We start from the raw sequence: 18,729 nt of genomic DNA, 5'->3' as shown, positions 1-18,729 counted from the left end.
CCTGCAGTCTAGAAACGCACAGGCCCCGCCGCAACGCCATGGAGCGGCCAGCATCTGTGCAGGTTCTGCACAGATCGCCCGTGCTTTGAAAAATGCCCCATCTCTGTGATGGCGCATACGGCCTTGGGCCTTGCATCGCTCCAACCGGCCGCGTGCCGGTGAAGCCGGCGATGCCGCATTGAAACATGGCCTGCGGCCCTCCCGCTCAAGAAAGGGCCGCAGGCCGGCACGGCGCTAGTTCTGCAGCTGCTGCCAGACCTTGTCCAGCCGCTTGATGCTGACCGGGTACGGCGTGCGCAGCTCCTGGGCGAAGAAGCTCACGCGCAGCTCCTCCAGCATCCAGCGGTACTCCTGCATGCGCGCGTCGATGTGGCCCTTGCGCTCGGCCACCAGGCGCCAGTAGCGCTGCTCCAGCGGGCGCAGCTCGGTCAGGCGGCTGGCGTCGCGCGCAGGGTCGGCGCGGTACTTGTCCAGGCGGCTGGTGATGGCCTTGAGGTAGCGCGCGTAGTGCTGCAGCTGGGTCCAGGGCGCGGCCGCGATGAAGTTCTTGGGCACCAGGCGCTGCAGTTGCTGGGCGGCGTCGGCCGTGGCGTCAGGCGCGTTCTTGGTGTCCTTGATCTTGCGCTGCGCCGCCGCGTACTCGACCAGGATGGTGGAGGCCATGCGCGCCACCTCGTTGGCGATCAGCGTCAGCCGGCCGCGTCCGTCCTGCACGCGCTGCTTGAACTGCGCGTCGTTGGTGGGCAGCGGCTCCTGCAGGAAGGCGCGGTCTATGGCCACGTCGATGATCTGCTCGCGCAGTTCCTCCTGCGTGCCCAGCGGCATGTAGGCGACGGCCATCTTCTGCAGGTCTGGAATGTTCTTTTCCAGGTACTTGAGCGCGTCGCGGATCTGCAGCGCGAACAGGCGGCGCAGGCCCACGCGGTGGCGTGCGGCCGCAACCTCGGGCTCGTCGAAGACCTCGATGCCGACGGCATCGCCATGGTCGATCAGCGCAGGGAAGCCGATCAGCGTCTGCCCGCCCCGGCCGATCTCCATCAGCTCGGGCAGCTCGCCAAAACTCCATTCCTTGTAGCGGCTGTCGGCGGGCTGGCTGGGCTTGGCATTCCTGGCAGGCGTGGCCTGGTCGGGCTTTTCCGCCTTGGCAGCGGGCGCAGGCTTCCTGCCGGCTTCGGGCGCGGTGGCAGCGGGTGCAGAAGGGGCCTCCGTGACCGACGCCACCTTCAGCGCGGCCAGCGCCTGGAAGGCGCCGCGCGCCTTGGCGCCCAGTTCGGCCTTGAGCGCGCCCAGGTTGCGGCCCTGGCCCAGCTGGCGTCCATGCTCGTCCGTGATGCGGAAGTTCATGAACAGGTGCGGGCTGAGCATGTCCAGCTTGAAGTCGGCGCGCTTGACGTCCAGCGAGGTCTCGTCGCGCACCTGCTTGAGCAGGGCATCGATCAGCGATCCCTGGCCCCAGCGTTCGGGCGTGGTGAAGAGTTCGGCCAGGCGCTGGGCGCTTTCGGGCAGGGGCACGAAGCGGCTGCGCGGGCGCTGCGGCAGGCTCTTGAGCAGGGCCTGGAGCTTGTCCTTGAGCATGCCGGGCACCAGCCATTCCACGCGCTCGTCGCTGACCTGGTTGAGCACGAACAGCGGCACGGTGACGGTGATGCCGTCGCGCGCGTCGCCGGGGCTGTGCAGGTAGCTGGCCGTGCAGTCCACGCCGCCGAGCTTGACCACCTTGGGAAAGGCCTGGGTGGTGATGCCGGCCGCCTCGTGGCGCATCAGTTCGTCGCGCGACAGGCGCAGCAGGTCGGCGTTTTCCTTGGCCGCCTCGCGGAACCAATGGTCGAAGGTGGCGCCGCTGAACACGTCCTTGGGGATCTGCTGGTCGTAGAAGGCGTAGATCAGCTCGTCATCGACCAGCACGTCCTGGCGGCGGCTCTTGTGCTCCAGCTCCTCGACCTTGCGCACCAGCTTGAGGTTGGCGGGCAGGAAGTGCCAGCGCGTATCCCACTGCCCCTCCACCAGGGCCTGGCGGATGAAGATCTCGCGCGCGGACTGCGGATCGATGCGGCCATAGCTCATGCGGCGGCCGTTGTAGACCACCAGGCCATAGAGCGTGGCGCGCTCCAGCGCCACCACATCGGCCTGGTTCTTGGACCAGTGCGGATCGAGCAGCTGCTTCTTGAGCAGGTGGGCGCCGACTTCCTCCAGCCACTGCGGATCGATGGCGGCAATGCCCCGGCCGTACAGGCGCGAGGTTTCCACCAGCTCGGCCGCAACGATCCAGCGCCCCGGCTTCTTGGACAGGTGGGCGCCCGGGTGCGGGTAGAAGCGGATGCCGCGCGCGCCCAGGTAGGCGTCGCTTTCATCGCCCTTGTAGCCCAGGTTGCCCAGCAGGCCGGACAGCATGGACAGGTGCACGGCGTCGTAGCCTGCGGCCTCGGTGTTGATCTTCCACTTGTGCTCGTTGACCACGGTCAGCAGCTGCGAGTGGATGTCGCGCCATTCGCGCACGCGGCGGATGTTGATGAAGTTCTGGCGCAGCAGCTGCTCCCACTGGCGGTTGCTGAGCTTGTGCGAGGGCTCGTCATCCGTGCCGGGACCGGTGTCCTGCGGATGGAAGGCCGCCAGCGCCTCGGCCGCCGGGGCGGCCACGCTCTGCCCGCCGCTGCGCTGGGCCACGGGCAGGAAGGCGGCATTGCGCGCCGATGGCTTGGCGGCAGGCGCCTGGGCCGTGGCCATTTCCTTGCGGCTCTTGGCCACCACCTTGCCGCTACGCGCATCCTGCAGCCATTTCCACAGGCGCAGGTAGCCGCTGAATTCGCTTTTCTCGTCGTCGAACTTGGCGTGCTGCTGGTCGGCCTGCTGCTGGGCCTCCAGCGGCCGGTCGCGCACGTCCTGCACGGACAGGGCGGAGGCGATGACCAGCACCTCGGCCACGGCACCGCGCGTGCGCGCCTCCAGGATCATGCGGCCCACGCGCGGGTCCAGCGGCAGGCGCGACAGCTCGCGGCCCATGGGCAGCAGCTCGCCGCGCTCGTCCACGGCGCCCAGCTCGCCCAGCAGCTGGTAGCCGTCGGCAATGGCGCGGCCCGAGGGCGATTCAAGGAAGGGGAAATTCACCACGTCGCCCAGGCCCAGCGACTTCATGCGCAGGATGACGCCGGCCAGCGAGGAGCGCAGGATTTCTGGGTCGGTGAAGCGCGCGCGCGTGCCGAAGTCGGCCTCGTCGTACAGGCGGATGCAGATGCCGTTGGCCACGCGGCCGCAACGGCCCGCGCGCTGGTTGGCCGCTGCCTGGCTGATGGGCTCGACCAGCAGCTGCTCGACCTTGCTGCGGAAGGAATAGCGCTTGACGCGCGCCGTGCCCGCATCGATCACATAGCGGATGCCGGGCACGGTCAGCGAGGTCTCGGCCACGTTGGTGGCCAGCACGATGCGCCGGCCCGTGTGGCTGTCGAAGATGCGGTCCTGCTCGGCCTGCGACAGGCGCGAGAACAGCGGCAGCACCTCGGCATGGCGCAGCACGGGCTGCTGGGCCAGGTGCTTGCGCAGGTGGTCGGCGGCCTCGCGGATCTCGCGCTCGCCGGGCAGGAACACCAGGATGTCGCCGCTGACGCCGCCGGACCACAGCTCGTCCACGCCTTCGGCAATGGCGTCGTTGAGGTCGTGGTCGCGCTTTTCCTCGAAGGGGCGCCAGCGCATCTCCACGGGGTAGGTGCGGCCCGAGACCATGATCACCGGCGCAGGCCCCTTGGGGCCTTCGAAGTGCCTGGAGAACCGCTCGGCATCGATGGTGGCCGATGTCACCACCACCTTGAGGTCGGGGCGCCGGGGCAGGATCTGCTTGATGTAGCCCAGCAGGAAGTCGATGTTGAGGCTGCGCTCGTGGGCCTCGTCGATGATGAGGGTGTCGTAGGCCTTGAGCAGCGGGTCGGTCTGCGTCTCGGCCAGCAGGATGCCGTCCGTCATCAGCTTGACCGAGGCGTCCTTGGACAGCCGGTCCTGGAAACGCACCTTGTAGCCCACCACATCGCCCAGCGGCGTGTTCAGCTCCTCGGCAATGCGCTTGGCCACCGAGCTGGCGGCAATGCGGCGCGGCTGCGTGTGGCCGATCAGGTGGCCGCGCACCTGGCCCTTGTCGTCGGGCGTGGCGTTGACCTTGCCCCGGCCCAGCGCCAGCGCGATCTTGGGCAGCTGCGTGGTCTTGCCCGAGCCCGTCTCGCCGCACACGATGATGACCTGGTGCCGGTCCATGGCCTCCATGATTTCCTCACGGCGGGCGGATACGGGCAGGGATTCAGGGAAGCTGATCTTCAAAGGCATAAGGGGCTGGATTATCCCCGCGCCATGCCGGCGGCGCCACGCGGCTGCAGATTTCCATACGCCTGCCCTGTGCCGCCCGTATGAAAACCCCCGCAGGCCAGGGCCTTCGCCAGTGCGGGCCGGCCGCATGCAAGGCATTGCGCACAATCGGCGCTCGCCTTGCCGTCCGCGCCCGGCGCTGGCCGCCTCACCCGCCTTCCTCGATCTGCTCCCCATGGTTTCTCTTGCCGCCCTCGTCATTCCGCTATTGGCCCTGTGGCTGTGGTGGCCCGTCCGCCTGATGCCGCGCCGCGCACGCCTGATGGCGGCCGTCGCCACGGCGGCCCTGGGCTGCACGCCCGCCCTGCTGCTGGTGCTGCTGCGCGAGGGCACGGTGGAATACCGCACGCTGGCCTATCTGCAGGTGCCGGGCGGCTGGGTGCTGGCCATGCTGCTGATGCTGGCCGTCTTCATCGTGCTGCGCGACGGCCTCTGGGCGCTGGCCGCCGTGGCCCGGCGCGAGGACTGGAAGCAGCGCCTGCACGCGCCGCTGCTCACGGCCGGCGCCCTGGCCCTGGCGGGCCTGCTGTCGGCCTGGGGCGTGGCCAATGCGCTGCGCCCGCCCGAGGTGCACGAACGCACGCTGCGCCTGCCCGGCCTGCCCACCGGCCTGGAAGGCCTGCGCGTGGCCGTGCTGGCCGACATCCACGCCAGCCCCATCAACAACGCGCGCTATGTGCAGACCATCGTGGACCGCACGCTGGAGGCGCGGCCCGACCTCATCGTGCTGCCCGGCGACATGGTGGACGGCGACGTGGGCAGCGGCCGCGCCAACGTCGCGCCGCTGGCGCAGCTCAAGGCACGCTACGGCGTGTGGGCGGCGCCCGGCAACCATGAGTACTACAGCGGCTACGACGCCTGGATGGCCGAATTCCGCCGCCTGGGCCTGAACCTGCTGGAAAACCGCATGCAGCTGATCGATGTGCAGGGCGCGCGCCTGGCGCTGTCGGGCATCGGCGATCCGGCCTATGGCCGCCTGTCGCGCCAGAACACCGACCCGTCCGTGGCCGAAGGCGTGCCGCCCGACATCGACACCGTGGCCCGCCAGGCCAAAGAGGCCGGTGCGCAATACCACCTGCTGCTGGCCCACCAGCCCAAGACCGCCCGCGACAACGCTGCCCACGGCGTGGGCCTGCAGCTGTCGGGCCATACGCACGGCGGACTGATCCTGGGCATGGACCAATGGCTGGTGGCGCCCGCCAACGACGGCTTTGTGCGCGGCGAGTACGAGGTCGGCGCCATGAAGCTCTTCGTCAGCGCCGGCGCAGGCCTGTGGGCCGGCTTTGCCGTGCGCCTGGGCGTGCCGGCCAGCATCGACCTGCTGGTGCTGCGCGGCGCCTGATCCTGCCCCGGAGGGCAGCGTGGACGGCTACCGCGCGAACACCATGCACACCGGGCTGGCGCAGTGGGTGCTGACCAGCGGGCGCCAGACGTCATCCCGGGCATGGCAGACGATGCTGGCGCTGTCCTCGTTGAGCACATAGAGCAGGCGCCCGTCGGGCGAGGCCGTGAAAAAGCGCGGCGTGCGCCCGCCCGAGGCGAAGCCGCCACTGGCGTGCAGCAGCCCCGTCAAAGGATCGACATCGAAGACCGCAATGCCGTCAGCGCCGCGATTGGACACCAGCACCTGCCGGCCGTCGCGCAAGACCTCGATGCCCGCCGCCCGGCTGTTGCCCACAAAGCGCTCCGGCAGGGTGGACAGGATCTGCAAGCCCTGCAGCGCCCCGGTGGCCGCATCGAAGCGGCAGGTGAGCACGGTGTTGTCCAGTTCGTTGACCACATAGGCGCAGGCCAGCGCAGGATGGAAGGCGATATGCCGCGGGCCCGAGCCTTCGCGGCAGTCCAGCCAGGGCTGGGGCGCAGGCACCAGCCGCCCGTGCTCGAAGGCGAAGATGAAGATCCGGTCCTGCCCCTTGTCAGGCACCAGCACGAAGCGCCCGTCCGGCGAGAAGGGGTTGAAGTGCGGCTTGGCAAACGGCTGCTCCTTGCGATACGGCCCGGGTTGGCCCGGTAGCGCAAGCCGCTGCTGCACGGAGCCCAGGCGCCCGTCCGGTGCGATCGACATCACGGCCAGCGTACCGCCTGGCCCGCCATACCCCCGGTGGCCGTCGCTGGCAGCCGGCTCGCCCAGATGGTCGGAGACCACCAGCTGCCGTCCGCCCGGGGCGATGGCCAGGTGCACCGGGTTGCGCCCGCCGCAGTCCCGGGTCTGCAGCAACGCCAGGCGGCCCGTTGCGGTATCGCGTGCGAAGACGCTGACCTCATGGCCATCGCCATGCACGGTGTAGAGCCGGGTGGCGGCTGCATCCAGCGCCAGGAACGAGGGGTTGGCAAGCCCGTCCACGGTCTGCAGATGCTGCAGGCCGCCCGTGGCTTCGTCCACGCGATAGACGGTGATGCCCTCGCCACGTGCGTCGCGCTCGCGCGTGGTGCGCGAACCCACGTAGGCGTACAGGGGGCGCGACGCACAGGTGCTCATGCCGATGCGCCCGCCAGCGGTGCGACGGCCGCGCCCTGAATGCCATGGCGCTGCAGCGCCTCGGCCACAAAGCCGCAAGCCTTGGCCTCCTCCACAAAGGCCGCCAGCACGCGCAGGGCCTCATCGCCCCGCCCCTTGGGCAGGCCCATGGCCTGCTGGATCACCATGAAGCGGCCCGGCAGCAGGCGCAGGCCGGGCAGGCGTGCGGCATCGGCCTCCAATTGCTGCTTGACGCCGGCGGCCACGTCGGCCGTCGATTCCACAAAGGTCTGCACCACGGCGGGCGAGGACACGGCGCGCTCTATCTGCGCATGCTTGAGCTCTCGGCTCAGGTACAGGTCATAGGCGCTGCCCTTGCCGACCACCACGGTGTGCCCGGCCCGGTCCACCTGGGCGTTGTCGGTCAGCGGCGAATCCTGGCGCACCAGGTAGCTGCCCTCGATCAGCACATAGGGCGCGGTAAAGCCGATGCCCGCGCCACGCACGGGGTCCACGGCAAAGAAGCCGAAGTCGGCCTCCTCGCGCGTGACGGCATCCACCGACTTGGCGGCCGTATCGAAGACCACCAGGTCCAGCTCCAGCCCCAGCTGCTGCGCAAGGCGCCGGGCCAGGTCGATGGACACGCCTGCGGGCTGGCCATCGGCCTGCAGCCGCGCAAGGATGGGATTGCCGGTGTTGATGGATGCGCGGATGCGGCCAAGCGGCGCGAGGGTGGACAGCAGCTGGGAGGAAAGGTTCATGGATGGCTTTCGGGTTGGCAGACGGAAAGGGGCGGCAGTCTTCAAGACTTCATTGTCTGCGCACCAGCCATAACCAGGGTGCGCGGGTCTGCGGGTCCGCAGTAGGCGCGCATGGCGGGTTGGTGCCTGGTCCCTGTCTGCTGCGCAATCCATACGGAAACACCGGCTGAATTCCAGTGCAATACTTGCCGACCAAGCAGCATTTGACATGCGTATAAACTGTTGTGGTTCAATAAGAAATCATCGAATTACAATCAATCCATGTAGGAATCTATCGGGACGACAAATGAACTTGGGTAGCAAACTTCAGATATCGCTGAGCAAGCGTTCCGGCAACATCGTGCTCAGACGTGATTTGGCGAGGTTGGCAAGCGCATCCCACCTCAGTGAAGCTCTCCATGACCTGGTCACCGATGGTCGCCTGTTCCGCTTGAGCTCCGGTGTCTACGCCAAAGCAAGGCCGGATGCCAGCGGCGAGCCACAGTTGCCGGCCAGCAGCGACGTGCTGGTCAGGGAAGTTCTGGACAGGCTTGGCATCCGTTTTCGCAGCGTGGACCTGGTCAGCGAGGCAGGCTGTGACACCGTGCTGATCGATGCCGGCGGCCAACGACTCTCGCGCAGCTTTGATCTTGGTGACGTCACGGTGCGCTATGTCCATAGCCCGTTGGAGCCCGAGGAGCCCGACGAAGCCTTGTCCGGCGATGTGGACGCCTTGCCGACCGAAAGCGTACGCCAGTTTGTCGAGCGGCTGGCCCGCACGCACCACATCCAGCACCAGCGTACCGGACTGGACGACTATGCACAGGCAGTCACACGCGCTGCAGGAGATGAAGTGGAGCTCGACAGCACGGGCAAGCTGCTCGTGGCCTTGAAGAAAAAACATGTCATCAATGGCCGGCAGCTTGCCAGGCTGATGACCAATCACATGAGGGAGGTGCAGGATGTTCGATCCGTTCGGGGACTTCGAAAGCGCGGGCTACCTGCGCAACATTGAAGGACTGAAAGACGCCCGTGAGGTCAAGATCCAGGAACACCTCTTTTTCGAGGCCAACCTGGAAGAAGCACTTGCCTTTCTGGCAAGCATCCGGGGCCGGATTGGCTACCGCGATTTTTTGCGCGTTCACGCCATCCTGTTTTCCGACTTCTACCCCTGGGCCGGCCAGGACAGGCATGCGCTGGGCGTGGGCGGGCTCGTCGGCAGGGGTGCAGGCCTGCAATTCGAGGTGTCAGAGCTGTGCCAGCGCGCCGTCGAATGGGGCCTGGACATGGGCAACGATGCAGGCACCCTGCGCGACAAACCTGGTGCAGTCATGGGTGCGTTTGCCTGGGGCCACCCCTTTCTCGACGGCAATGGACGCAGCATGCTGCTGATCCACGCCGAGCTATGTCACCGCGCGGGCTTTGCCATCGACTGGCTGGCATCCAACAAGGATGCTTATCTGCAGGCACTGACCCAGGAGATCCAGAACCCGCAAGGCAGACACCTCGATGCCTATCTGCGCCCCTTGATCACCTCTGCCAACACGCAGGCCACCTTGCTTGATCATCTGCTGGCGTTGCCAGGGCTGAAGGGTCCGGGCGATGACGTGCATCGCCCGAACATGAACGTGGCATACCGGGCCGACGACCAGAAAGCAGCCCAGTCCTATCTGGAGATGAAGCGGGCACGCGGCGAACACGCCGCTTGACAGCGGTACAGCCCCCTACCCCTCATTGACCAGCAACGACAGCGCATGCGCCTCGGTAGGCAAAGGCACGTCCCAGCGCTGCAGCAGGCTGAGCAGGGCCGCGTTGGTCAGCGTGGTGTCGCGCGCGCGGTTGCGGGCCAGCAGGGTTGGGCGGCTGGCTTCCAGGTGCACGAGCTCCACGCGGGCGCCGTAGGCCAGGCACAGGTCCACGGTCTTGCCGCGCATCTGGCGCGACAGGTGGGTGGCGTTCCAGACAAAGGGCCGGCCCGCGCGCAGCAGGGCCTTGGCCTTGTCCACGGCGTGGTGGGCGGCCGCGCCCTCGTTCTGGCCGTGGCGCAGGCCCAGCTCCGTACGCGCATCGTCGAAGGAGACCACGGGCAGGTCGCCATGGTGGGCGGCCACCCAGGTGTTCTTGCCGCTGGCCGGCAGGCCGCACATGACGATGGCGCGGGAGCCGGCCTGCTCGTGCAGCGCATAGTCGGGATGCAGCTGCGCGCCCCGGAAGTAGCGCACCGCCGTCTCGGCCGAGGCAAAGCGGCGTGGCGTGCGCAGGCAGCCCTCCTCCAGCGCGAACTCGCGCACCAGTTCTATGTTGACGAGCACGGACGCAATGTCCGGGCAGATGCGCCCGCGCATGTCGGCCCGCGCCAGCAGGGTGAGCAGGTGCAGGTCCACCTGCCAGGACAGCTCGCGCACGATGAACTCGGGCGAGAGGCCGCGGCGCGAATCGGCAAAGGCGAAGAACGGCACCTGGTGCACGGCGATCAGCCGGCAGATGGCCTCGCGCTGGTCCACGGGCGCGCCGGCTTCCCAGAGCATGAGCCGCGCATCCAGCGCACCCCGGCGCGAGTGGCCAGGCTGGCCGATGCGGCCGTCCTCGCCCACCACGGTGGTCGAGCACTTGGCCACGTCGTGCAGCAGCGCGGCCAGGAAGACCGTCTCGCGCTCGGTGGCGGTGAGCGCCGCATGGCCGGGGTCGGCCAGCAGTTCGCGCACCACCATCTGCGTGTGCGTCCAGACATCGCCTTCGGCGTGATAGACGGGGTCCTGCGGCGTGGTTTTGGCCTGCTCCAGCTGGGGGAAGGCGGCCAGGCAGGCCACGAAGTCGGGGTCGGCGCCGGGCTGCGGCACCAGGGACTGGATCTGTTTCCAGTTCGTCATGGAAATCTCCTTGCGATGGGTCTGCGCTGCAGGCCTCACCAGCTTTTTGAAATATCGGCCGCAAAGATGTCTGCGCCCTCGCGCAGCCCGTTGGGGACGATGGGCCGCTCGCTGTGGTGCGAGCCCGAGTCGAGGATGACCTGCACGAAGTCCGGCCGCACGAACTTGTAGCGCGCTACGGTCTGGCCGCCCTCCTCCACCTTGAGGTACAGGCCCTCGGCCAGTTCGGAGCCGTCGGTCTGCCGCCAGCACAGCGGCAGGTCCAGCTTCTGGCGGGCCACCACCTGCTCGAAGGCCTGGCGCCAGCGCGCGCTGCGGCCCAGCGAGGGAGCCAGCAGCGCCAGCAGGTCCTGCATGCGCCGGGGCGCCGCCCCGCTGTAGAGCACGGGCACCGAGACCACGGGCACGCCGGCCAGCAGGGCATGGCGGCGCGGTGTGTCCAGGAAGCACTGCGCCGAGCGGTCCCAGATGTCGAACTCGCAGAACCAGTGCGGCAGCGCGTCGTAGAACAGCGAGTGCTTGGCGTACATCCACTCGCCAAACACCTGGTAGCGGTCGTCCAGCAGGGACAGCAGCGCGCCCTCATGGGCCTGGGCCCATTGCTTGAAGAGGTTGAACTGGCGCTCGCGCCCGCCGGGCCGCTCGCTGTCCAGGTAGTGGCCGCGCGACTGCAGCAGCAGCTGGCCGTCGCCGGCAAAGCTCAGCGCGGCGTTGGCGCCGTCGAGTTTTTCCTCGACGACGATGTGCCGGCCGGCCAGCCGCTCATAGGGCACGGCGTCGTCCTGGTCACCGGACTGCAGGCGCGAGCCGCGCAGGTGCGGCGTGCGGGGGTACTTGAGGATCTCGACGCTCGAAAGAAAGTGAGCGCCTTGGGCAATGGATGGGGTCATGTCGTGCTTTCCGAAAACGATGCAGCACCCCACGGCGCCATGCCATGGGGCGGGAAAAGCCGACGACGACGCCAGGCGCCGCAATGCAGGGGATGCAGCGACAGCGCGGCCTGGCCCGTGGTGGCCGGGCCGGCAGGCTGTCGAAGGGGAAGATGGCAGGACTGTCGGCACCGTCCGCAAACCGGACGGTCAGCCGCAAGCCCTCAAAAGGCCACGCACCGCAGCGCACACGCAAAAGACATCCGGGGCAATGCCAGGATCAGCGTGTGACGAAGTCGTTCAGCAGGAAGCTGTGCGGCGGGGCATGGTGCACCTCGAAAGGGTGAGGGTGGATGGGAGGGGTGCGAGTCTATCGCCCGTTGCCCCGCAGGCACAAGCGGCTGCGCGCCATGCCGGGCCGATTGTTGGCTGCTAGCCACGCACGGCGGACTTGAAGGCGGCGCCCAGCGCATCCAGCGCCGCGCGCGGCCGGCCTTCGCGCACGCGGGTGTGCAGCAGCACGGGCAGGCGCGGCAGCGTGGGCAGGCCCAGGCGCGGGCCCACGTCCACGGCGCCCAGGGCCAGCATGCGCGGCGCCAGCGCGGCCACGCCCAGCCCCGCCATGACGGCGGCCGAGACAGCGGCCACGCCGCCGCCCACGAACACCTCGGTCCACGGCATGCGCGCCGAATCCAGCAGTTGTCCGGCCATGGCGCGCACGCCGCAGGGTTCGGCCAGCGTGGCCAGCGGCAGGGGCTCGCCCGCGCGGTGCTGCCAGCCGGGCGCGGCAAACCAGCCGAAGGGCTCCTCGGCCAGCAGCTCGCCGTCATCGCGCCCGGCATGCGTGCGAACGATCACCGTGTCGTACTCGCGCCGGTCAAACCCCTGCAGCAGCGGGCCGGACGATGCGATGCGGATGTCGATCAGCAGCTGCGGGTCCTGCGCATTCATGCGGGCGATCAGTGCCGGCAGCTCAGGCCCGGCCACGTGGTCGCTGATGCCGATGGTCAGCCGCTGGCGCGTGCTGACGGCCAGCGCCAGTGCGCGCTCATGGGCCTGCAGCAGTTCGCGCGCATGGGGCAGGAAGTCGGCGCCCAGCGCCGACAGCTGCACGTGGCGCGGCGTGCGCTCGACCAGCCTGCAGCCCAGCCTCAGCTCCAGCCGCTTGAGCTTGAGGCTGACGGCGGCCTGCGTGGTCTGCATGGCTTCGGCCGCGCGCGTGAAGCTGCCCAGCTCCGCGATGTGCACGAAGCTCTGCACGGCATCCAGGTCAAGGGGTCGTTGAATCATTGCAATTCATTATTACTGATATCAGCAATCATGGCTTTTCAAAATAGCTGGCACGGCCTACCTTCGAGGCTCCCACAACGCAACTCAACTCAACTCAACTCAACGCAAAGGAGCCACACCATGCCCATGACCCGGATCAACATGCGCGCCGGCAAGTCCCCGGCCTACCGCCAGGCCATCTGCGACAGCCTCTACCGCGCCATGCGCGAGACCTTCAACGTGCCGGAGGACGACCAGTTCATGACCATCACCGAGCATGACGGCGACAACTTCCGCTACGGCGCCTCCTACCTGGGCGTGGCGCGCAGCGACGATCTGGTGCTGGTGCAGCTGACGGTCAGCAACACCCGCAGCCTGGAGCAGAAAAAGGCGCTTTTCCGCCGCATCGCCGAGCTGCTGGTCGAAAGCCCCGGCCTGCGGCCCGAGGACGTGTTCGTCAACCTGGTCGAGGTGGACAAGGAGAACTGGTCCATGGGCCACGGGCTCGCGCAATACGCAACTTAAGACACGCGGATCGGCGCAATACCCACAGCGCCGCGCTCAGGCCGGCACCGCCAGCGCCGCCACGAATTGCTGGCCCACGGCGGTGATGATCTCGGCGCGCGCCGCCGTGCGCAGCTGCACCAGGGCGATCTGCCGGCTCTCGGCGGTCTGGGCAATGGGCAGCACGCGCAGGCGTGGGTCGCCCTCCCAGCCATGCCGCGCCAGATTGGGCAGCATGGCCACGCCCATGCCGTCGCGCACCAGCTCCACGATGGTCTCGATGGAGTTGAGCTCCAGGAACTCCTGGGGCTTGGCCCGCAGGCGGCGCAGCGTGCGCTCCACCAGCTCGCCCGTGTGCTCGGTGCGGTCGAAGCGGATGAAGGGATAGCGCTCCACCATGTCGGCTGGCGCCGCGGACCGGGCGGCGCGCGGCGCCAGCAGCACCATGGGCTCGGCATACAGCGGTGTCCAGACCAGCGAGGGGCGCTTGATGGCCGGGTTGTAGACCACCACGGCCGCATCCAGCTCATGGTTCTCCACCTGGGCGATCAGCCGGTTGGACTTGCCCGAGACCACATGCAGGTCCACCGCCGGATGGTGGCGCTTGAGCTCCAGCGTGGCGCGCACCAGCTGGCTCAGCGCCGAGACGATGGAGCCGAACTGCACGGTGCCGGCCAGCGGTGCGTCGGCCCGCGTGCCGTGCTTGGCCTGCTCGTACAGCGCCACCAGCTGGGTGGCAATGGGCACCAGCGCCCGGCCCTGCTCGTTGAGCGTGACCAGCTTGCCCTGGCGCGCGAACAGCTTGCGCTTGAGGTCGTTTTCCAGCGTGCGCATCTGCAGCCCCACGGCCACCTGGGTCAGCGCCACGCGTTGGCCTGCCGCGGTGAAGGAGCCCTCGGCCGCCACGGCCAGAAAAGTGCGAAGAATGCGCAGGCTTGGCATAAAAGTTTTACTTTCAAGATTCGTAAGAAATTCCAGCTTTCACCAAACAGTTTCTATCATCAAAATCGCTGGCAACCGATAGCCGATCGTCCTGATCGCACCCTCCCACTTCCCGGATTTCTGGAGATCTCCATGCCTGCACCCGTGTCCCGCCGCCTGCTTGTCTGCTGCGCCGCCCTGTTGACCTGCGCCACGCCCGGCTGGGCCGCGCCCGCCGCCGATGCCTGGCCCTCGCAGCCGCTGAAGATCATGGTGGGCTTTGCCGCCGGCGGCGCCAACGACATCGTGGCCCGCATCCTGGCCAAGGAGCTGCAGCAGCGCCTGGGCCAAAGCGTGGTGGTGGAAAACCGCGGCGGCGCGGGCGGCCTGATCGCCAGCGAAGTGGTGGCCAAGGCGCCCAAGAACGGCTACACGCTGCTGCTGGGCTCCATCGGCAGCAACACCGTGGCGCCCGTACTGGCCAAGAAGCTGTCGTTCGACCCGCGCAAGGACCTGGAGCCCATCACCCTGGTGGCCGAGTCCGGCAACGCGCTGCTGGTGAACGCCGCCCTGCCCTACAAGACGGTGCAGGAAATGATCGAGGCCGCGCGCAAGGCGCCAGGCAGCATCAACTACGCATCGTCGGGCAACGGCTCCACGCTGCACCTGGCCGGCGCGCTGTTCGCGCAGCAGGCCGGCGTGAACCTGGTGCACGTGCCCTACCGCGGCAACGGCCCGGCCATCACCGATGTGCTGGGCGGCCAGGTGCAGGCCATTTTCTCGGGCATTCCGCCCGCCATCACCTCGGCCAAGACCGGCCAGACCCGCATCCTGGCCGTGACCACGAAGCAGCGCGTCAAGAACCTGCCCAACGTGCCCACCGTCGCCGAGGCCGGCCTGCCAGGCTATGCCTTCACGTCCTGGTACGGCCTGTTCACCACGGGCGGCACGGACCCGGCCATCGTCGAGCGGCTGGCCCAGGAAGTGCGCAAGATCATGGAGCGCCCCGAAGTGCAGGCCCAGTTCGAGGCCCAGGGCCTGGACCCCGAGACCAGCGACCCCAAGTCCTTCAAGCAGCAGATCGACCGCGAGCTGACGCGCTGGAGCCGTGACGTGAAGACCATGGGCATTACCGCCGACTGAGGCAGGTTCTTTCATGCACGCCTCTTCCTCTCCCTTCACTCCCGGCAATCCCTACGACTCCAGGCGGGTGCCCGTGTTCGCGCGCAATGCCGTGTCCACCTCCCACCCGCTGGCGGCGCAGGCCGGCCTGCGCATGCTGTGGGCAGGCGGCAACGCGGTGGACGCGGCCATTGCGGCGGCGGCGGCCATGACCATCGTCGAGCCGGTGAGCAACGGCCTGGGCTCGGACGCCTTCTGCATCCTCTGGGATGGCAAGGAACTGCACGGGCTCAACGCCAGCGGCCGCGCACCGCAGGGCTGGGCGCCCGAGTACTTCCACCAGCGCTATGGCCGCCAGGACAAGCCGCCGCGCCGGGGCGTGGACTCCATCACCGTGCCGGGCGCCGTCAGCGCCTGGGTGGCCCTGCACGAGCGCTTCGGCAAGCTGCCCTTTGACGCGCTGATGGAGCCGGCCGCCGAGATCGCCGAGCGCGGCTACCTGGTTCCGCCCGTGGTCCAGCAGAAATGGGCCGCAGGCGCGCCCGAGCTGCAATCGCAGCCGGGGTTCAGGGAAAGCTTCCTGCCCCGGGGCCGCGCGCCGGAAGTGGGCGAGCTGTTCCGCTTTCCCGCCGCAGCGCGCGCCCTGCGCGCCATCGGTGCCACGCGCGGCAAGGCCTTTTATGAAGGCGAGATTGCCCGGGCCGTGACCTCGTTCGTGCAGCAGCACGGCGGCTGCCTGGGCATGGCCGACATGGCCGCGCACGAGGTGCAATGGGTGCAGCCGCTGGCCAAGGACTACCGCGGCCACACGCTGCACGAGATCCCGCCGGGCGGGCAAGGCATTGCCGCGCAGATCGCGCTGGGCATTCTGTCCAACTTCGACCTGGCCAGCCTGCCCGTGGATGGCGTGGCCTCCCAGCATCTGCAGATCGAGGCCATGAAGCTGGCCTTTGCCGACATCTACCGCTACGTGGCCGACGCGGACATGGAGGTGACGCCCGCACAGATGCTCGACGACGCCTACCTGGCCTCGCGCGCCAGGCTCATCGATCCGCGCCGTGCGCAGGACTTCAAGGCCGGCAACCCCGTGAGCGGCGGCACCATCTACCTGACGGCAGCCGACGAGAACGGCATGATGGTCAGCTTCATCCAGAGCAACTTCTCGGGCTTTGGCTCGGGCGTGGTGGAGCCGACCTTCGGCATCAGCCTGCAAAACCGCGGCCACGGCTTCGGCACCGACCCCCAGCACCCCAACCGCGCCAATCTGGTGGGCCCGGGCAAGCGCCCCTTCCACACCATCATTCCGGCCTTCCTGACCCGCGACGGCCAGCCCGTGATGAGCTTCGGTGTCATGGGCGGCAACATGCAGCCCCAGGGCCACATGCAGACTGTGGTGCGCATGCTGGACTACCGCCAGTCGCCCCAGGCGGCCTGCGATGCGCCGCGCTGGCGCGTCAACGAAGGCCTGGCCATCAACGTGGAAGGCGGCATGGACCCGGCCACCATTGCCGGCCTGCAGGCGCTGGGCCACCAGGTGGAGGTCATCCACGACCCCTACCAGGACTTCGGTGCCGGCCAGTTCATCTGGCGCATGGGCGATCCCGCCGTAGAGGGCTATCAGATCGCCAGCGACCCGCGCCGCGACGGGCTGGCGGCCGGGTACTAGAAGTGCGCGCGGCGGCTACTCCGCGCGCAGACGCCCCTGCCGGGTCAGCCGCGCCGCCAGCGCGGCTTCTTCGCTGACCAGGCGCTGCAGCACGGCCGCGCTGGCCGGGAAGGGCTCGCTGCCCAGCTCGCGGATCAGGCGGCTGAACTCCGGGTCGGCCACAGACTGGGAGATCCAGCCATACAGGCTGTCCACGCTGGCCGTGGGCGCACCCTTGGGCGCGAACACGCCCACGAAGGTGGTGGCATCGAACACCGGCAGGCCCAGCTGGGCCAGGTCGGGCACATCGGCCAGCCCGCCCCCGGCGCGCGGCCCCAGCACGAACAGCGCGCGCAGGGCGCCGCTCTTGATATGCGGCGTGGAGCTGGTGATCTGGTCCACCACGGCGTCGATCTGCCCGCCGATCAAATCGACCAGGGCCGGCCCCGATCCCTTGTAGGGCACGGGATTGACGCGCACCTTCACGGCATCTTCCAGCTGCAGCACGGCCAGGTGATTGGGCGAGCCCGGGCCGGCATGGCCCACGGTCACGCTGCCATCCTTGGCCTTCATCGCCTTGATGAAATCGGCAGCGGTCTTGAAGCGCGCGTCGTTGGCGCGCACCACCACGACCACGGGCGTGCGGCTGACCACGGCAATGGGCGCAAAGCTGTCGGCGCGGTAGGGCAGCTTGATCATCTCGGGCAAGGTGCCCAACTGGCCCGGCGTGGCCACCAGCAGCGTATGCCCGTCCGGCTCGGCGCGCGCCACCCAGCCCGAACCCACGGCACCACCGCCCCCCGCACGGTTGTCCACGATCACGGACTGCCCCGCATGCCGGGCCAGCGGAATGCCCAGCGTGCGGGCCACGATGTCCACGTTGCCGCCCGGCGCAAAGGGCACGACCAGCGTGAGCGGCTTGGCGGGAAATGCGCGCGCCTGCACTGCCGATGCAGCCGATGCCGCAGCCAGCGCCGCGAAAGATACCGCCGTGCGGATAAAGCCTCTGCGGCCCGATGTGATTCGATTCATTTTCTCTGTCTCCTGCTATTTGAAAATCAATGACCCCAATACAGGCGCGCGGGGTTATCGACCAATACCGTGTGCCTGTATTCCTCTGGAACCCAATCCACCAATGCCTGCGCCAATTCGCCAGCGGAATTCGAACGGGCCTTTATTCCGGGATGCGGCCAGTCCGACCCCCATACGATCCGGTGCGGATTGGCCTGCACCAGGGCATGTGCAATGGGAACCACGGCCGGGTCCACGGCCGATGCCGTTGCCGATATCCGGTAGGCGCCCGAGAACTTCACCCAGGCCCGGCCTTCCTTCATCAGCGCCTGCAGGTTGCGGCTGCCCGGCCCATCGGCGCCCAGCTGGCGCGACGGGTGGCCGAAGTGATCCACCACCACGGCCACGCCCATGTCGGCCACGCGCTGCGCCAGGCCAGGGTCTTCATCCACGTTCACCAGCAATTGCACATGCCAGCCCAGGCCCCGGATGCGGTCGGCCACGGCCCGCAGGCTGGAGACGGAAACTCCGCCCGAAAACAGCGCATTGCACCGCGCGCCGCGCACGCCCAGGGCGTGCAGCGCTTCGATCTCTGTATCCGGCGTGTCCTCGTAGATCACGGCCACGCCCCGCATGCGGCCTGCTTCGGCATGGCGCAGCGTCTGCTTGAGCAGGCCGTGATCGCGGCCATACACGCTGGGCTGGACCAGAACGCAGCGGTCCACGCCCAATGGGCGAAAGGCTTTCCAATAACCGTCCATGGACGCGACGGCCGGTGTATAGGCGCGTTCCGCAATCAACGGAAAATCATCGGAACGACCAAATACATGGAAATGGGTATCGCAGGAATTTTCCGGAAACAGATATTGTTCCGCTGGATTTTCGACTGCGTCGGAATCACCGGCACAACGGTTGAAACTGGGTGAATTCATGGGCGTTCATTTCAAAGCTGATGCATTGTCGTGACGCACGT

At 68.2% G+C, this 18,729-nt stretch carries 15 protein-coding genes; 6 read left to right on the top strand and 9 right to left on the bottom strand.

Annotation, left to right across the window (positions count from 1 at the left end):
* Positions 1-234: 234 nt before the first annotated feature.
* Positions 235-4,308, bottom strand: a complete 4,074-nt coding sequence (gene hrpA / locus ACM14_RS02015; RefSeq protein ID WP_065345105.1) for an ATP-dependent RNA helicase HrpA — start codon at positions 4,306-4,308, stop codon at positions 235-237.
* 214 nt (positions 4,309-4,522) lie between these two features.
* Here hrpA and ACM14_RS02010 point away from each other — a divergent pair, with 214 nt between their 5' ends.
* Positions 4,523-5,689 carry a metallophosphoesterase gene (locus ACM14_RS02010; RefSeq protein ID WP_065345124.1) on the top strand — a complete coding sequence of 389 codons (1,167 nt, stop codon included), beginning with the start codon at positions 4,523-4,525 and terminating at the stop codon, positions 5,687-5,689.
* Positions 5,690-5,716: 27 nt separating this feature from the next.
* On the opposite strand, the gene ACM14_RS02005 is transcribed toward ACM14_RS02010, so the two are convergent.
* Positions 5,717-6,826, bottom strand: a complete 1,110-nt coding sequence (locus tag ACM14_RS02005) for a lactonase family protein (protein WP_065345104.1) — start codon at positions 6,824-6,826, stop codon at positions 5,717-5,719.
* The gene (locus tag ACM14_RS02000) at positions 6,823-7,566 is read right to left on the bottom strand and encodes an ABC transporter substrate-binding protein (protein ID WP_065345103.1); all 744 of its coding nucleotides are present in this window, start codon (positions 7,564-7,566) and stop codon (positions 6,823-6,825) included. The genes ACM14_RS02005 and ACM14_RS02000 overlap by 4 nt, the downstream gene beginning before the upstream one ends.
* Positions 7,567-7,852: 286 nt before the next feature.
* Between ACM14_RS02000 and ACM14_RS30365 the strand changes: the two genes are divergently transcribed.
* Positions 7,853-8,560, top strand: coding sequence for a hypothetical protein (locus ACM14_RS30365; protein WP_084027244.1), 708 nt, complete (start codon positions 7,853-7,855; stop codon positions 8,558-8,560).
* Complete coding sequence (locus ACM14_RS01990) at positions 8,508-9,254, top strand: Fic family protein (protein ID WP_065345101.1); 747 nt, start codon at positions 8,508-8,510, stop codon at positions 9,252-9,254. Before ACM14_RS30365 ends, ACM14_RS01990 begins: the two co-directional genes overlap by 53 nt.
* A gap of 15 nt (positions 9,255-9,269) precedes the next feature.
* Here the strand turns inward: ACM14_RS01990 and ACM14_RS01985 are convergent, their stop codons facing one another.
* The 3 genes from ACM14_RS01985 to ACM14_RS01975 form a co-directional block, all read right to left on the bottom strand.
* A complete protein-coding gene (locus ACM14_RS01985; RefSeq protein WP_065345100.1) occupies positions 9,270-10,415 on the bottom strand; it encodes an AAA family ATPase in 1,146 nt (381 codons plus the stop codon).
* A 35-nt stretch (positions 10,416-10,450) separates the two neighbouring features.
* Complete coding sequence (locus tag ACM14_RS01980; RefSeq protein ID WP_065345099.1) at positions 10,451-11,305, bottom strand: RNA ligase family protein; 855 nt, start codon at positions 11,303-11,305, stop codon at positions 10,451-10,453.
* Between the two features lie 411 nt (positions 11,306-11,716).
* A complete protein-coding gene (locus tag ACM14_RS01975; protein ID WP_065345098.1) occupies positions 11,717-12,574 on the bottom strand; it encodes a LysR family transcriptional regulator in 858 nt (285 codons plus the stop codon).
* Between the two features lie 120 nt (positions 12,575-12,694).
* Here ACM14_RS01975 and ACM14_RS01970 point away from each other — a divergent pair, with 120 nt between their 5' ends.
* A complete protein-coding gene (locus tag ACM14_RS01970; protein ID WP_013801721.1) occupies positions 12,695-13,078 on the top strand; it encodes a tautomerase family protein in 384 nt (127 codons plus the stop codon).
* Between the two features lie 36 nt (positions 13,079-13,114).
* Here ACM14_RS01970 and ACM14_RS01965 read toward each other — a convergent pair whose 3' ends face one another.
* On the bottom strand, positions 13,115-13,999 hold the full coding sequence (locus ACM14_RS01965; protein WP_065345097.1) for a LysR family transcriptional regulator: 885 nt from the start codon (positions 13,997-13,999) through the stop codon (positions 13,115-13,117).
* A gap of 132 nt (positions 14,000-14,131) precedes the next feature.
* On the opposite strand from ACM14_RS01965, the gene ACM14_RS01960 reads away from it, so the two are divergent.
* Together ACM14_RS01960 and ACM14_RS01955 are read left to right on the top strand one after the other, a co-directional pair.
* Positions 14,132-15,121 (top strand): tripartite tricarboxylate transporter substrate binding protein, encoded by a 990-nt coding sequence (locus ACM14_RS01960; RefSeq protein WP_065345096.1) that lies wholly within the window; start codon positions 14,132-14,134, stop codon positions 15,119-15,121.
* Positions 15,122-15,134: 13 nt separating this feature from the next.
* Positions 15,135-16,766, top strand: a complete 1,632-nt coding sequence (locus tag ACM14_RS01955; protein WP_065345095.1) for a gamma-glutamyltransferase family protein — start codon at positions 15,135-15,137, stop codon at positions 16,764-16,766.
* A gap of 15 nt (positions 16,767-16,781) precedes the next feature.
* Here ACM14_RS01955 and ACM14_RS01950 read toward each other — a convergent pair whose 3' ends face one another.
* Positions 16,782-17,777 (bottom strand): tripartite tricarboxylate transporter substrate binding protein, encoded by a 996-nt coding sequence (locus tag ACM14_RS01950; RefSeq protein ID WP_013801717.1) that lies wholly within the window; start codon positions 17,775-17,777, stop codon positions 16,782-16,784.
* A 26-nt stretch (positions 17,778-17,803) separates the two neighbouring features.
* Positions 17,804-18,688, bottom strand: coding sequence for an amidohydrolase family protein (locus ACM14_RS01945; protein WP_084027242.1), 885 nt, complete (start codon positions 18,686-18,688; stop codon positions 17,804-17,806).
* Positions 18,689-18,729 lie beyond the last annotated feature (41 nt).

The organism is Delftia sp. JD2, from assembly GCF_001682645.1.
Taxonomy (GTDB): Bacteria; Pseudomonadota; Gammaproteobacteria; order Burkholderiales; family Burkholderiaceae_C; genus Comamonas; species Comamonas acidovorans.
Note: the sequence above shows the minus strand (reverse complement) of the source record. Positions and strands in the feature narration are given on the sequence as shown.

Excerpts from the sequence above, each read along its gene's own strand:
- ACM14_RS01965 (WP_065345097.1), bottom strand. The coding sequence starts at position 13,999 with ATGCCAAGCCTGCGCATTCTTCGCACTTTTCTGGCCGTGGCGGCCGAG.
- ACM14_RS01975 (WP_065345098.1), bottom strand. The coding sequence starts at position 12,574 with ATGATTCAACGACCCCTTGACCTGGATGCCGTGCAGAGCTTCGTGCAC.
- ACM14_RS02000 (WP_065345103.1), bottom strand. The coding sequence starts at position 7,566 with ATGAACCTTTCCTCCCAGCTGCTGTCCACCCTCGCGCCGCTTGGCCGC.
- ACM14_RS02005 (WP_065345104.1), bottom strand. The coding sequence starts at position 6,826 with ATGAGCACCTGTGCGTCGCGCCCCCTGTACGCCTACGTGGGTTCGCGC.
- ACM14_RS01980 (WP_065345099.1), bottom strand. The coding sequence starts at position 11,305 with ATGACCCCATCCATTGCCCAAGGCGCTCACTTTCTTTCGAGCGTCGAG.
- ACM14_RS01960 (WP_065345096.1), top strand. The coding sequence starts at position 14,132 with ATGCCTGCACCCGTGTCCCGCCGCCTGCTTGTCTGCTGCGCCGCCCTG.
- ACM14_RS01985 (WP_065345100.1), bottom strand. The coding sequence starts at position 10,415 with ATGACGAACTGGAAACAGATCCAGTCCCTGGTGCCGCAGCCCGGCGCC.
- ACM14_RS02010 (WP_065345124.1), top strand. The coding sequence starts at position 4,523 with ATGGTTTCTCTTGCCGCCCTCGTCATTCCGCTATTGGCCCTGTGGCTG.
- ACM14_RS01990 (WP_065345101.1), top strand. The coding sequence starts at position 8,508 with ATGTTCGATCCGTTCGGGGACTTCGAAAGCGCGGGCTACCTGCGCAAC.
- ACM14_RS01970 (WP_013801721.1), top strand. The coding sequence starts at position 12,695 with ATGCCCATGACCCGGATCAACATGCGCGCCGGCAAGTCCCCGGCCTAC.
- ACM14_RS30365 (WP_084027244.1), top strand. The coding sequence starts at position 7,853 with ATGAACTTGGGTAGCAAACTTCAGATATCGCTGAGCAAGCGTTCCGGC.
- ACM14_RS01955 (WP_065345095.1), top strand. The coding sequence starts at position 15,135 with ATGCACGCCTCTTCCTCTCCCTTCACTCCCGGCAATCCCTACGACTCC.
- hrpA (WP_065345105.1), bottom strand. The coding sequence starts at position 4,308 with ATGCCTTTGAAGATCAGCTTCCCTGAATCCCTGCCCGTATCCGCCCGC.
- ACM14_RS01945 (WP_084027242.1), bottom strand. The coding sequence starts at position 18,688 with ATGAATTCACCCAGTTTCAACCGTTGTGCCGGTGATTCCGACGCAGTC.
- ACM14_RS01950 (WP_013801717.1), bottom strand. The coding sequence starts at position 17,777 with ATGAATCGAATCACATCGGGCCGCAGAGGCTTTATCCGCACGGCGGTA.